The sequence below is a fragment of the Mediterranea massiliensis genome (genome assembly GCF_900128475.1).
Taxonomy (GTDB): domain Bacteria; phylum Bacteroidota; class Bacteroidia; order Bacteroidales; family Bacteroidaceae; genus Bacteroides; species Bacteroides massiliensis_E.
Map to the genome: position 1 here is coordinate 558671 of NZ_LT635836.1, position 13674 is coordinate 572344.

Here is a 13674-nt window from a genome sequence, read left to right on the forward strand (position 1 = left end):
TCTCAAAGTTTATTTGAGACAGCCCCATTGTATTATCTCATCCACATGCCGTTACATTCAGGAGGACTCCGACACTGCGTCTTTCAAACGATAAAGCAAAACGATATTCGGACAAATTACCCCATCCACACGACAAACTTGGATTGCCAACTGAAAATGACGGAAGAAATCGAAATGCGTTTCAAAAAACGAGGGTAACATTCCTGTTGTGAGCAAAGGATTCAAAGCCATGGTCTCCATATCTGCCATCAACACAAAATCATAAACAGGCGACAACTGTTCCACCATTGCTCCATATACAGGAGAACGTTCCAAACAGTTCTTTTGCTTCAATTCCTTGACATAAGCAGCCAAAGCATCTTCTTCTGCAGCAATCAACAAACGATTTTGATAAAAAGTAGCATACCCATAAGTTTGTCCACGCTTATCTGCCGCCAATTTTGCAATCAGACAACCGGAAGGCAAACGGTAAAGACGCATGCCTCCAATTCCTGTCACAGCCGAAAAATTCTTATAAAAAGGATATTGTCCTTGAGAAATATCATACAAAAGTGTGTGCAAATCCCTTTGAGCGGCCCCAACATCCTTCAACTCAATCCCCAATACCTGCCTGGGCTTGGCAAAGGAAGAATCGAGTGGAGAAAACGAACAAGAAACAACTTGTCCCTGAGCGTGTTCCAACAAATAAGCAACCAATAAATGATCAAAACGTTCTCCCTCGGCAGCAGTCAACGAATCTGCAGCACAATGACTCAAAACGTGTTGCCAGCCAGCCATGTCTACCGGCAAAGCTTCACATCTATACAATAAAGTAGATTGTGGCAATTCGACTCCTGGAAAACCTGCGACAGGATGACATCCGGCAAAAGCATAACGACAAGTATCCGCTGCCGATACGCCATAAGCCGCACCCGCACAATAAATTCCCTCTTCGGACAATTTCATATCAAACTCCAACCACACATCCCGATAGTCGGCCGAGTCTGCCTGTGGCCTTTCCCCAAGATTCTTCCAACGCAAAAATAAAACAGACTTACGAGCTTCCTGACGGGCCTGTACAGCAGGACGGAAATTTTCTAAACGAAGCAAAGATTTTCCACTTTTCCAAGTGTCGATAACCTGCTCCACCAACCGCTTCTGAAAACTGACTACCAAAAAATCGCGTTTCATCCATAACGAAAGAAAGCGTCCGTCGGAAAGAGAATAGATAGATATTTCTTGCCCCCGATAACCGAATGTTTTTGAAGGGAAACTCGATGAGCCATATTGCTTTATATAGCTTTCCAGCATCTCGCGGTCTTCAAGTCCCAATTTACAATAAAGCACCTGGTCATTTTTTAAATCAGACGGATGGAAACTGATAAGCATCTCGTTCATCTGGCCACTCAAGCCATGAGGTTCTCTTTCCATCAACATCCGCAGATAACGCTTGACGCAAGAAAACAAATCGGAAGCATAAAGGAAATGATGGTCACGACTACAGCCCATACAGTCAATAGCCTCTATGAAGTCCGTCAGTTTGTCTGTCGCAAATACAGCCTCCACATCTTGAGGGACCAAAGTACACAAATCGAAATCACGCCGCTCGTCCAACGCATTGAGCCGTACAAACGAATACACACCAAAAGCCATGCACATCAACACGATGCACACAATCAAACTAACTCGTATCGAATGGGTTGGCTTCATAGGCGCTCCAGCTTTTCTGTTTGCAAAAATAAACAAAATTGCTAACGAAGCGAAATCTGCGCCAAAAAAAATTAAAACTTTATTTTTAATCCATCATAAGCGAAATGCACATGGGGAGGAAGATGACGACTAATCTCCGCATGTAAACCAGCATGATGACTCATGTGAATAAAATAAGTTTCACGGGCACCAATACGAGCCGCCGCTTCCAAGGCCTGGGATATACATTGATGTGTGCCATGGGGTTCCACACGCAGCGCATTCATCACCAAGACATCTATCCCCTTCAACAATTCATAAGAAGCATAGGGCATCGTGAGCATATCCGTCACATATCCCAAACGCCCTCCGATCCGATACCCCAAAATGGGCAGACGACCATGCATTACCTGGAAAGGCCATATCTCTGTATTTTTTATAAGAAAAGGCTTCCCAGCCTTTACTTCGTTCAAATCAATGCGAGGTACTCCCGGATATTTGTGTTCCACAAAACAATATGGCATACGCATACGTAAATGTTCTGCCGTATACGTATCTGAAAAAACGGGAATTTCACCAAAACGACAGAAAGGACGCAAGTCGTCCAACCCTCCCACATGGTCATAGTGTTCATGCGTTATCAGTACACCATCAATGGCACCAAACCACGATGAACGCATCATCTGCTCTCTGAAGTCAGGACCACAATCTATCAAAATTGTCGTCCCCTCATCCGTATGCAATAAAGCCGAAGCTCGAAGTCTGTTGTCACGCGGATCACCCGAAGTACATACAGGACATGTACACCCTACCTCTGGTACTCCTGTCGAGGTTCCACTACCCAAAATTCTCAATTCCACTGTTATATCAAAATTAAATAGTTTCTTCCATTAGAGGAAATTTACCTCCGGCCGAATGGTAATCCCAAATTTATCGGCCACCGATTTCTGTACCGCTTCAGCCAATGCCAGAATATCTGCTCCCTGAGCTCCTCCCAAGTTAACAAGTACCAATGCCTGCTTGTCATGCACAGCCGCCCGCCCCAAAGCTCGTCCTTTCCACCCGGCTTGCTCTATCAACCATCCGGCAGGTATCTTTACATGATCAGAATCCACTTCATAACAAGGCATATCAGCAAAACGCGTGTGCAATTCCACGTATTGCTCACGTGAAACAATAGGATTCATAAAGAAACTACCGGCATTGCCACGTTCCGAAGGATCGGGCAACTTACTACGACGAATGTCAATGACAGCTTGACGAACAGCACCTGAAGTCACTTTTTCTTCATGAGAGAGCTGTTGTCGTACATTCCCATAATCAAGGATAAAATAAGGATGCTTGCTTAATCGAAAATTTACATAAAGGATAAACACCGACTTCATGGACGGAGACTTGAACAAGCTATCGCGATAAGCGTATGCACACTCCGAAGCACGATAAGTTCTTTTTACCCCATAGACATCCATCGTTTCAACGGAATCTATCAGGTCACATACCTCCACACCATAAGCACCGATATTCTGAACGGCGGCCGCTCCCACTTCTCCTGGAATAAGTGAAAGATTTTCAGCTCCGTACCAGTTTTGTTCCACACAATGACACACAAAGTCATCCCACACGACACCACTGCCTACACGTACTTCCACCCAATTCCGATTTTCATAAGTCACTTCTATGCTTCGAATCGCGGAATGAAGAAAAGTCCAGTCATAATATTTTTGAGTTAAAAGCAAATTGCTTCCTCTGCCTATACAAAAATAAGGGCGCAAGGAAAATATGCCATCGGCTACCAACTGCTTCAAATCCGCTTCAGAAGCAAATTCCAAAAACTCAGCGGTCGTGGCCTCTATGCCAAACGTATTATGCGGCAACAATGAAAAATTCTTCATAACATATTAAATCCCTGTATCTTCATATTTATAGAGTTCCCACTCTCCTCCTCTCCGCCGAAAGTAAAAGACTGTCGAATAGCCGTTACTCATGCCATTAACCTTCAAAATTTTGTTAGAAGAATGATCATCGTTCTTCTGACCATAGTCAATATTGGAAAGACGGTCAGCAGGCAAAGCTGGCCTGAACACATACCACTGATCTATATCCAATGTCGTTTCCAAAATAGAAAACTCATCATCGGGATCTACCGTAACAAATGTCAACGGTTCATGAATATGTTCCCGCTGATATACACTGTCAACAGCAAAACGTGCATAAAAAGAAGCAAAATCCTGCTCATCGTCATGCTCATCTTCCAACTTACGCAAGTTAATGGCTTCCAGCATCCACACACCCTTGTTGCGCTCAAAATAGTAACGCTTCATCGTCCTCGTTTTAAGATAAATCCATTCTACCTGAACCGATGTCAAAGATGTATCGCCTACCAGTTCCATATCCTCTTCATTGTCAAAAAGTAAGGTATAGCAGGTCTGATCAGCGAACAGAGGATCGTGTTTCCAATACTTTTTTTCAATTTTCAGCGGCGTATCACCTTTGTAATAGGGCAGAGGAAACACTGTACGCTGCCGCTGAAATGCTGTATCTGTAGCATAATAAAAAATAAAATCATCGAAAAGTTCATCCGCCTCTATTGGCTTAGGTACTTCTTCCACTGGCTCTGCCACCAATGTATCGACCTGCCCGGAACGGGCCGAATCAACCATAGCGGATATTGAACGGAAAGAGTCGATGTTCGACTTCGGGTTCTTACAAGCGAACACGCAGACGAACATCGAAACTCCCAATAATATTTTTCTCATATTTATTATTCTGACAGATCTCTCACTATCACTTGTTAAACTTGATTTTCAGCTTCTCAAGCATATCAACGGTCATTGATTCAAGATCGTATTGAGGCTTCCAATCCCACTCGGCACGAGCACAACTGTCATCCATGCAATCAGGCCAGCTATCCGCAATGGCCTGTTTCAACGGATCAACTTCATACACCATTTCAAAATCGGGTACATGTTTCTTGATGGCCGCATAAATGGTTTCGGGAGCAAAACTCATGGATGCAATATTGAAAGCATTACGATGCTTCAAACGAGAAGGATCAGCCTCCATCAAAGAAATCGCCGCATTCAGCGCATCCGGCATATACATCATATCCATCAGTGTACCTTCCTTAATCGGACAAACGAACCTTTCACCCTTTACGGCCGAATAATAGATATCTACAGCATAATCCGTAGTACCTCCTCCCGGAGGAGTCACATTCGAAATGATACCCGGGAAACGAACGGCACGAGTGTCCACCCCATATTTCGTATGGTAATAATCACTCAGCAATTCAGTTGTCACCTTACTGACACCGTACATCGTACGCGGACGTTGGATTGTATCTTGAGGAGTCATTACATGAGGCGTTTCCAAACCGAAGGAGCCAATGGAACTTGGGGTAAACACTGCACAATGGTAAACACGTGCCACTTCCAAAACATTCCACAACCCGTCAATGCCTATCTTCCAAGCCAAACGGGGCTTGCTCTCGGCTACAACAGAAAGCAAAGCTGCCAAGTTATAAATTGAATCAATCTTATATTCCTTTACAGCAGCCTCAATAGCACTATAATCTGTCACATCGACCACAGCACAGGGGCCGCTTTCTTTCAGCTCCCCCTTAGGTTCGGCACCTGTGATATAACCGGCAACTACATGCTCATTGCCATAACGCTTGCGCAGCTCCATCGTAAGCTCCGAGCCTATCTGGCCGGTAGCTCCAATTACCAAGATATTTTTCATTTCGAACAATTATAAAGTTAGAGAGTCTCATTTAATAAAGACATGCAAAGATACGCACTTTTTTTTCGAATTTCTATCTTTCTGATATTGTTTATTTCGATAAAAATGATGTTCTTTGCAGTACATGTAACTATTTGCAGAAATCTCTAAAGAAAAATGTTATGTATGGTAAAATGAAAGAATATCTCAGCCAGACACTTACTGAGATTAAAGACGCCGGACTTTATAAAGAAGAACGTCTGATTGAAAGTGCACAACAAGCCGCTATTACAGTGAAAGGCAAAGAAGTCCTGAATTTCTGCGCCAATAACTACCTGGGCCTGTCCAACCATCCACGACTCATCGCAGCCGCACAAAAGATGATGGACCGCCGTGGTTACGGTATGTCGTCCGTCCGCTTTATCTGTGGTACGCAAGACATTCATAAAGAACTGGAAGCCGCCATTTCCGACTATTTCCACACAGAAGACACCATTCTATATGCCGCCTGCTTTGATGCCAATGGCGGTGTATTCGAACCTTTGTTCACAGAAGAAGATGCTATTATCTCCGACTCACTGAACCACGCATCCATCATCGACGGTGTACGCTTATGCAAGGCCAAACGTTATCGTTATGCCAACGCCGACATGGCTGACCTCGAACGTTGTCTTAAGGAAGCGCAAGCCCAGCGTTTCCGCATCATCGTGACAGACGGTGTTTTCTCCATGGATGGCAACGTAGCCCCGATGGACAAAATTTGTGACTTGGCTGAAAAATATGACGCACTGGTCATGGTAGACGAGTCACACTCCGCAGGCGTAGTAGGAGCAACTGGCCACGGAGTCAGTGAGTTATATAATACATACGGACGTATAGACATTTACACAGGAACCTTGGGTAAGGCTTTTGGCGGTGCCATGGGTGGGTTCACCACTGGCCGCAAGGAAATTATTGACTTGCTGCGCCAACGCAGCCGTCCATATCTTTTCTCCAATTCAGTTGCACCGGCCGTTATTGGCGCCAGTCTTGAAGTGTTCAAGATGCTGAAAGAAAGCAATGCATTACACGACAAGTTGGTTGAGAACGTAAATTATTTCCGCGACCAGATGACTGCTGCCGGATTTGATATCAAACCAACTCAAAGTGCCATCTGTGCCGTCATGCTTTACGATGCAAAATTATCTCAAGTCTATGCAGCCCGCATGCAAGAAGAAGGAATTTACGTCACCGGTTTCTATTATCCGGTTGTACCTAAAGGGCAAGCCCGTATCCGCGTACAAATTTCTGCCGGACACGAAAAAGCCCACTTGGATAAATGCATAGCAGCTTTCATCAAAGTAGGCAAAGAATTGGGAGTACTGAAATAATCTGTTGAATACCCACAAAACAAATAGCCCGGAGCTTGACATCTGTCATCTCCGGGCTAATTTTATTAAGGATAAAACCAAATCTTATTGACGCTCACCCAGCTTGGAATCTACATAATACAAGTTTGAATTTCCTGCTCTCTTGATCATTTCAACAATGTTGGATGCTGTGGCTTCCTCTTCAACTTGTTCACGCACATAGCCCCACAAGAAATCCTGTGTAGCCTTATCGCGTTCAGCAGCTGCGACATCAACCAGATCGTCAATCATCTTCGATACACGGCATTCATGCTTATATACTTGCTCAAACACCTCAAGCGGAGTACCGAAATCATTCGGTACTACATCAATCTTATCCACACGAGCAGCTCCACCACGCTTAATGACATAAGAAGCCATATCAAAAGCATGCTGATGTTCCTCAAACGATTGTTTCTTCAACCAGCTGGCCATACCGTTATATCCCTCTTTCTCCATAAAGAAAGACATGGCCAAATAAAGATTGGCAGACCACATTTCAGCAGTAATCTGTTCATTGATAGCGTTCTGTAATTTTTCCGAAATCATATCTGTTTGTTTTTTAAAATTGTAAACATTACAAATATAGCAAGTTAGTTCTAATATTGTCCTAACTATAACATTTTTTAAACAAAAGTATTTTTAGTGACCTATCCACTAGCTTCTTTATTATACAAATTCATCCGAAAGGTAACCTTGAGGCAACTCACGGCAATTATATCGGGAAGCCATAATCTCACCATAAGCCCCAGCCGAACGAATAGCCAAGTAATCGCCACGCTTCACCGCATTGAGATCAACTGCCTTCCCGAAGACATCAGAAGATTCACAAATGGGACCTACCACATCATAAGTCTGTACCGGAGCATCGGATGAAATATTCTCTATTTTGTGATACGCCTGATACAAAGCCGGGCGTATCAAATCGGTCATACCTGCATCCAAAATGGCAAACTGCTTGTTGGTACCCTGTTTGACGTAAAGTACACGAGAAATAAGCGAACCACATTGTCCTACCACAGAACGTCCCAATTCAAAATGAAGCGTCTGATAAGAGCGCAACTTCAAATGATCAGCATACGTCTTAAAATAGGATGCAAAATCCGGAATAGGCTGACGATTTGGATGCTGGTAATCGATACCCAAGCCTCCTCCTACATTAATATGGCTGACCCGAATACGATGCGCCTCCAACTTATCCAACAGTTCATTGACCCGATTGCATAGAGCCACAAAGTCACCCATATCCAATATTTGGGAGCCGATATGGAAATGCAAACCGACGAATTCCACATGCTCCATCGAAGCTGCAATTTCTATTACTTTTTCCATATCGTTCATGCTGATACCAAATTTGTTCTCAGCCAATCCCGTTGTAATATTGGCATGCGTATGTGCTCCCACATTGGGATTAATGCGGAAAGCTACACGAGCAACTTTCCCTTTAGCAGCGGCCACCTCATTAATGACTTCCAATTCGGGTATAGACTCCACATTGAAACAGAAGATGTTATAGTCCAATCCCAATTCTATTTCCCAATCAGCCTTCCCCACACCGGCATATACAATTTTACCCGTGGGAAAGCCCGCCTTCACTGTTGCCTGAATTTCACCGCCACTCACACAATCAACTCCCAAGCCGCTCTCACGAATAACGGTCAGCACCTTAGGATTGGCGTTAGCTTTCACGGCATAATGGACTACAAAATTCTCATAGCGTGCCACTTCTGCACGAATCGTCTCCAGCGTCTTGCGTAACACCTCCGTATCATAATAATAGAAAGGAGTGCGTACTGCGCCGAATTTATCCAAAGGAAAATGTCCTTTCATACAGTCCCTATTCTCCCTCTTAGTTTTCACCAAACAAAGCGGCACTCAAAGACTGCAATGCCCGTTTCTTATCTTCTTCACGTATCAGGAAGGATATGTTATAATTGCTTCCACCAAAAGAAATCATGCGTACAGGTATGTCGCGCATAGCATCGAGTGCTTTGGCCTCAAATCCGACATTTTCCCATTCCAAATCACCTACTACGCAAATGATACACATGTTGCGGTCAACAGTAACGGTTCCATATTTCTTCAAATCATCCAAAATTTCATTCAGATGTTTTACATTATCTATTGACACCGACACGCCCACTTCCGATGTACAAATCATATCAATGGAAGTCTGATAGCTTTCAAATATCTCGAATACCTTACGCAAAAAACCATAAGCCAACAACATGCGGCTCGATTTGATTTTAATGGCCGTAATATTATCCTTAGCTGCCACAGCCTTGATTTTGCCCTTCTCCGTATCGTTGGAAATCAACGTACCCGGAGCAGACGGATCCATTGTATTCAGCAGGCGCACAGGAATATTGGCATACTTAGCCGGTTGGATGCAGGTCGGGTGCAGAATTTTGGCTCCGAAATAAGCCAATTCGGCAGCCTCTTCAAACTGGAGCTGACGGACGGGAGACGTTTTGTCGACTACACGCGGGTCGTTGTTGTGCATGCCGTCGATATCAGTCCAAATCTGAATTTCTTCAGCATTGATGGCTGCTCCAATCAAAGATGCCGTATAGTCACTGCCTCCACGTTGCAAATTGTCAATCTCGCCATAGGCATTGCGACAGATAAAGCCTTGGGTAATATAGATGTCGGCTTCAGGATAAAGTTCGAGCTGGGCCTGCAATTTTTCACGAATGTAAACAGGATCAGGCTCAGCATTCTTGTCCGTACGCATAAATTCCAACGCAGGAAGCAATACAGACTTTACGCCGCACTCCTGAAGATAAAAATTCATCATACCGGTAGAAATCAGTTCACCTTGAGCCAGTACAACTTTTTCCTCAAACAGGGTAAACAAATCCTTCGTGTACGAACGGATATAGTCAAAATGTGACTTAACAAGTTCCAGACACTTCTTTTTATATTCATCGGTCGAATAGAGTTCATCAATATGCCGGCGGTACTGACTTTCCAGCTTATTGATAATTTCATTGGCTCCTTCCGGATTCTTCTTATACAGATAATCGGAAATTTCGACCAACGTGTTTGTAGTGCCCGACATGGCAGACAATACCACAATCTTGCGTTCGCCGTCAGTAATCAATTTGGCCACTTCCTTCATCCGCTGGGCCGAACCTACCGACGTACCTCCAAACTTTAATACTTTCATTTTTTCTTCTTGTTAAGTTGTTAAACTATTTATTTTCTATTTTTATTCCTCTTCTACCGCCTGGCAAAGACGGTGACTCTCACAGCGATACACTTTGCCTGGAAATTCGCGAAGCAACTGCAAATTATGGGTCGTCATAACCACCAATGAACCTTGTTCACTAATTTGATGCAACAATGTCGTGATAGCCCTTCCTGTCTCCACATCCAAATTTCCCGTGGGTTCATCGGCAAAAATAATGCGAGGAGAGTTCAACATGGCACGTGCAATGACGATACGCTGCTGTTCACCGCCCGACAGTTCGTTAGGCAGCTTATACCCCTTGTTGTTCATCCCCACCAGCTGCAAGACTTCCTCTATACGATCTTTCCGCTCACCACGATGTTTCCAACCCGTTGCCTGAAGCACAAAATCCAAATTATCGTAAACAGGACGGTCAATCAACAATTGAAAATCCTGAAAGATAATACCCAGTTTGCGACGCAACTGAGGAATATGCTTGCGTTTGATACGCCCCATGTCATATCCCAAAACTTCAGCACTGCCGGAAGCTATCTCCAGTTCGCCATAAAAAGTTTTCAAGAGACTGGTCTTGCCCGAACCTACCTTGCCTATCAGATAGACAAACTCGCCCGGATAAAACTCCAAATTGACATCTTCCAACACGGTCAACTCCTGCTGACGTATCTCTACATCTTTATATTTAATCAGCGGTTCGCTCATTCCTCCATCAATGCTTTTTCCAACCAGCTCCATGCCTTTCTTTCAGTTCGCGGGCAATGTCTTCGATACTATAGCCTTTTGAAGTCAGTAAAACGATGAGATGATACAACAAATCGGCACTTTCATAAATCAAGCGGTCGCCCGTACCGTTGCAAGCTTCAATCACCGTTTCTACAGCCTCTTCACCCACCTTCTGAGCCATCTTATTGACTCCCGAACGGAAAAGGCTGGTTGTATAAGATCCTTCGGGCATCTCGCTATGACGAACGTTGATAAAGTCCTGCAATTCCTTCAGGAACATCACCGGCTGTTCATTCTTCTCCCCCCAACAAGTATCGGTACCGGTATGGCAAACAGGCCCTGCGGGATGAACTTGAATGAGCAATGTATCCTGGTCACAGTCTTCCTTGACTGACACTACATGCAGGAAATTTCCACTTTCCTCGCCTTTCGTCCATAAACGGTTACGAGTGCGGCTATAGAAAGTCACCTTGCCTGTTTCCATCGTCTTAGCGTATGCTTCACGATTCATGAAGCCCAACATCAGCACCTTGGCAGTGTCAGCATCCTGTATGATGGCCGGTACCAGTCCGCCCATCTTGTCGAAATCTATATTTACTTCCATTTTGTCCATGACAACTAATAATCCACGCTTCTAAAAGCTATTTAAAAATAAGGTTCAAACAATCATCAGATTCTCATCGGTACACCTTGGCCGCAAAGATACGATTTTAAATCGGGAATTTTAATCTCTCCGAAATGAAAAACGCTGGCTGCCAACGCAGCATCGGCTTTACCCACCAGAAAGGCATCGCGAAAATGCTCCTTCCGACCGGCTCCCCCCGAAGCAATGACAGGAATAGAAAGTCCGTCAGACAATGCTGCCAATGCCTCGTTGGCATAGCCTGTCTTCACACCGTCATGATCCATGCTGGTAAACAGCACTTCGCCGGCTCCACGCTCCTGCGCCTCCCTTGTCCAGGAGAAAAGTTCCTTGTCGGTTTCCACACGGCCACCATTCAGATAGCAACACCAACCGTCAGCCGTCTGGCGGGCATCAACAGCCAGCACACAGACTTGTGAGCCAAAGTGGCCCGCTATCTCGTCTATCAGTTCCGGATGGCGTATGGCGGCCGAATTGACAGACACCTTGTCGGCCCCCGCCTCCAGCAACCTATCTACGTCACTCAGTTCGTGAATACCTCCTCCCACCGTAAAGGGAATACTGATATTTTCTGCGATACGTCTGACCAAATCCGTAAATGTCTTCCGTCCTTCAAAACTGGCCGTAATGTCAAGGAAAACCAATTCGTCCGCCCCTTGCTCACTATAGATACGAGCCAATTCTACAGGGTCGCCCGCCTGACGCAGGTTCACAAAATTGGTTCCTTTCACTGTCTGCCCGTCCTTGATGTCGAGACAGGGAATAATTCTTTTGGCTAACACAAACTTATCTATTATTTACTTGTCCAACAAATATCATTTTCTCATTCAAGCAAAGGACGCAGATCATCCAACGTGACCCGTCCTTCATACAAAGCCTTGCCAAAAATGACAGCAGGCACGCCGATATCCTGCAGACGATAAATATCGTCCATATTACCTACACCGCCACTGGCTGTAAGATACAGATCAGAATCATGCGCCAGGATTTCCTTATATAAATCCAATGAAGGCCCCTGCAACATTCCGTCCCGACTAATATCCGTACATATCACTTGAGTGATTCCTTTCTGGCGATAACTGTCTAAAAAGGAAAACAGGTCGAGATCACTGTCTTCTTTCCAGCCGCTCACGGCAATATGACAATCCTTGACATCAGCTCCCAAAATAATGCGTTCAGGGCCATATTGCTCTACCCAACGGCAGAACGAATCAGGATCTTTCACAGCCACACTGCCACCTGTCACCATCCGCGCACCGCTTTCAAAAGCGATGTGAAGGTCTTCGTCACTCTTCACACCTCCCCCAAAATCGATGACTAAAGAAGTGGCCGAAGCAATCTGCTCCAACACCCGATAATTCACCACATGTTTGGAAGCCGCACCATCCAGATCGACCAGATGCAAACGTCTGATGCCACCCGCTTCCAGCATACGTGCCACCTCGAGCGGATTTTCATTGTACACCTTCTTGCTGCCATAATCACCCTGGGACAAGCGTACACACTTGCCGCCTATGATATCAATGGCCGGTATCAATTCTATCATAATTCCAAAAAGTTTTTCAAAATCCGTTCACCCACATTTCCACTCTTCTCCGGATGAAACTGAGTGGCATAAAAATTATCTTTGTGCAAAGCGGCACTGAACGGCAATATATAATCGGTTTCTGCTGCCGTAGCCTCGTTCAAAGGAACATAATAGCTATGAACAAAATACACAAACTCATCTTTAGTAAAGCCACGAAACAGAGGACTGCAGGTCTGTCCGATGGTATTCCACCCCATGTGGGGCACTTTGTCTTCATGCCTTTCCGAACAGAAACGCTTTACTTCGGCATCAAAGATTCCCAAACAATCGACATTTCCCTCTTCCGAATGCCTGCACATCAGTTGCATACCCAGACAAATACCCAATACAGGTTGCCGCAAGCTCTTAATCACTTCATCCAGTTCGGAAGCACGCAGAAACTCCATTGTTGTGGCCGCTTCTCCCACACCTGGAAAGATGACCCGGTCGGCTGCACGAAGCTTCGCCACATCAGCCGTCACCTCCGCTTCTACACCAAGGCGCTTTAGCGCACAATGTACCGAACGCACATTACCGGCATTATATTTCACAATCGCTACTTTCATTCGCTCCTATTTTGTCCTTCAGATTACAATATTCTCTCATTAAGTCCGCAAAAATAACCATTTATTACTGAATAACGAATTTTTAGAGCACAAAGTTTCAAAACAGAGATCATTCGTTTCGCTATCCACATCGACAGTCCTTTTTGCACAATCTATCCTCTCCAATAATGGGAATACTAAATAAAAGTTAAATGTCGATTCGTTCGTTT

14 protein-coding genes are annotated in these 13674 nt (G+C 44.6%); 1 reads left to right on the forward strand and 13 read right to left on the reverse strand.

Annotated elements, in window-relative coordinates:
• Positions 1 to 57: 57 nt before the first annotated feature.
• From BQ7483_RS07050 to BQ7483_RS07070, 5 genes are all read right to left on the reverse strand, one after another.
• Positions 58 to 1689: a DUF3352 domain-containing protein gene (locus BQ7483_RS07050; protein WP_022019947.1), complete on the reverse strand. Its 1632-nt coding sequence runs from the start codon at positions 1687 to 1689 to the stop codon at positions 58 to 60.
• Between the two features lie 71 nt (positions 1690 to 1760).
• The gene (locus BQ7483_RS07055; protein ID WP_072545346.1) at positions 1761 to 2528 is read right to left on the reverse strand and encodes an MBL fold metallo-hydrolase; all 768 of its coding nucleotides are present in this window, start codon (positions 2526 to 2528) and stop codon (positions 1761 to 1763) included.
• A 30-nt stretch (positions 2529 to 2558) separates the two neighbouring features.
• Positions 2559 to 3560, reverse strand: coding sequence for a UDP-N-acetylmuramate dehydrogenase (murB, locus tag BQ7483_RS07060; protein ID WP_022019945.1), 1002 nt, complete (start codon positions 3558 to 3560; stop codon positions 2559 to 2561).
• 6 nt (positions 3561 to 3566) lie between these two features.
• Positions 3567 to 4424 carry a DUF4348 domain-containing protein gene (locus BQ7483_RS07065; RefSeq protein ID WP_022019944.1) on the reverse strand — a complete coding sequence of 286 codons (858 nt, stop codon included), beginning with the start codon at positions 4422 to 4424 and terminating at the stop codon, positions 3567 to 3569.
• Positions 4425 to 4452: 28 nt separating this feature from the next.
• Positions 4453 to 5409: an NAD-dependent epimerase/dehydratase family protein gene (locus BQ7483_RS07070; protein ID WP_022019943.1), complete on the reverse strand. Its 957-nt coding sequence runs from the start codon at positions 5407 to 5409 to the stop codon at positions 4453 to 4455.
• Positions 5410 to 5570: 161 nt separating this feature from the next.
• On the opposite strand from BQ7483_RS07070, the gene kbl reads away from it, so the two are divergent.
• Complete coding sequence (gene kbl / locus BQ7483_RS07075) at positions 5571 to 6758, forward strand: glycine C-acetyltransferase (RefSeq protein ID WP_072545347.1); 1188 nt, start codon at positions 5571 to 5573, stop codon at positions 6756 to 6758.
• Between the two features lie 84 nt (positions 6759 to 6842).
• Here the strand turns inward: kbl and BQ7483_RS07080 are convergent, their stop codons facing one another.
• From BQ7483_RS07080 to hisH, 8 genes are all read right to left on the reverse strand, one after another.
• Positions 6843 to 7325: a ferritin gene (locus BQ7483_RS07080; RefSeq protein WP_022019941.1), complete on the reverse strand. Its 483-nt coding sequence runs from the start codon at positions 7323 to 7325 to the stop codon at positions 6843 to 6845.
• A 120-nt stretch (positions 7326 to 7445) separates the two neighbouring features.
• A complete protein-coding gene (gene lysA / locus BQ7483_RS07085) occupies positions 7446 to 8606 on the reverse strand; it encodes a diaminopimelate decarboxylase (RefSeq protein ID WP_072545471.1) in 1161 nt (386 codons plus the stop codon).
• A 19-nt stretch (positions 8607 to 8625) separates the two neighbouring features.
• Complete coding sequence (locus BQ7483_RS07090) at positions 8626 to 9945, reverse strand: aspartate kinase (protein WP_022019939.1); 1320 nt, start codon at positions 9943 to 9945, stop codon at positions 8626 to 8628.
• A 42-nt stretch (positions 9946 to 9987) separates the two neighbouring features.
• Positions 9988 to 10668 (reverse strand): cell division ATP-binding protein FtsE, encoded by a 681-nt coding sequence (locus BQ7483_RS07095; RefSeq protein ID WP_072545472.1) that lies wholly within the window; start codon positions 10666 to 10668, stop codon positions 9988 to 9990.
• A 7-nt stretch (positions 10669 to 10675) separates the two neighbouring features.
• Complete coding sequence (gene hisIE, locus BQ7483_RS07100; RefSeq protein ID WP_072545348.1) at positions 10676 to 11293, reverse strand: bifunctional phosphoribosyl-AMP cyclohydrolase/phosphoribosyl-ATP diphosphatase HisIE; 618 nt, start codon at positions 11291 to 11293, stop codon at positions 10676 to 10678.
• A 65-nt stretch (positions 11294 to 11358) separates the two neighbouring features.
• The gene (gene hisF / locus BQ7483_RS07105) at positions 11359 to 12114 is read right to left on the reverse strand and encodes an imidazole glycerol phosphate synthase subunit HisF (protein WP_022019936.1); all 756 of its coding nucleotides are present in this window, start codon (positions 12112 to 12114) and stop codon (positions 11359 to 11361) included.
• A 41-nt stretch (positions 12115 to 12155) separates the two neighbouring features.
• Positions 12156 to 12878: a 1-(5-phosphoribosyl)-5-[(5-phosphoribosylamino)methylideneamino]imidazole-4-carboxamide isomerase gene (gene hisA / locus BQ7483_RS07110; RefSeq protein WP_022019935.1), complete on the reverse strand. Its 723-nt coding sequence runs from the start codon at positions 12876 to 12878 to the stop codon at positions 12156 to 12158.
• Positions 12875 to 13465, reverse strand: a complete 591-nt coding sequence (gene hisH, locus BQ7483_RS07115) for an imidazole glycerol phosphate synthase subunit HisH (RefSeq protein WP_022019934.1) — start codon at positions 13463 to 13465, stop codon at positions 12875 to 12877. Before hisH ends, hisA begins: the two co-directional genes overlap by 4 nt.
• Positions 13466 to 13674: the final 209 nt, after the last annotated feature.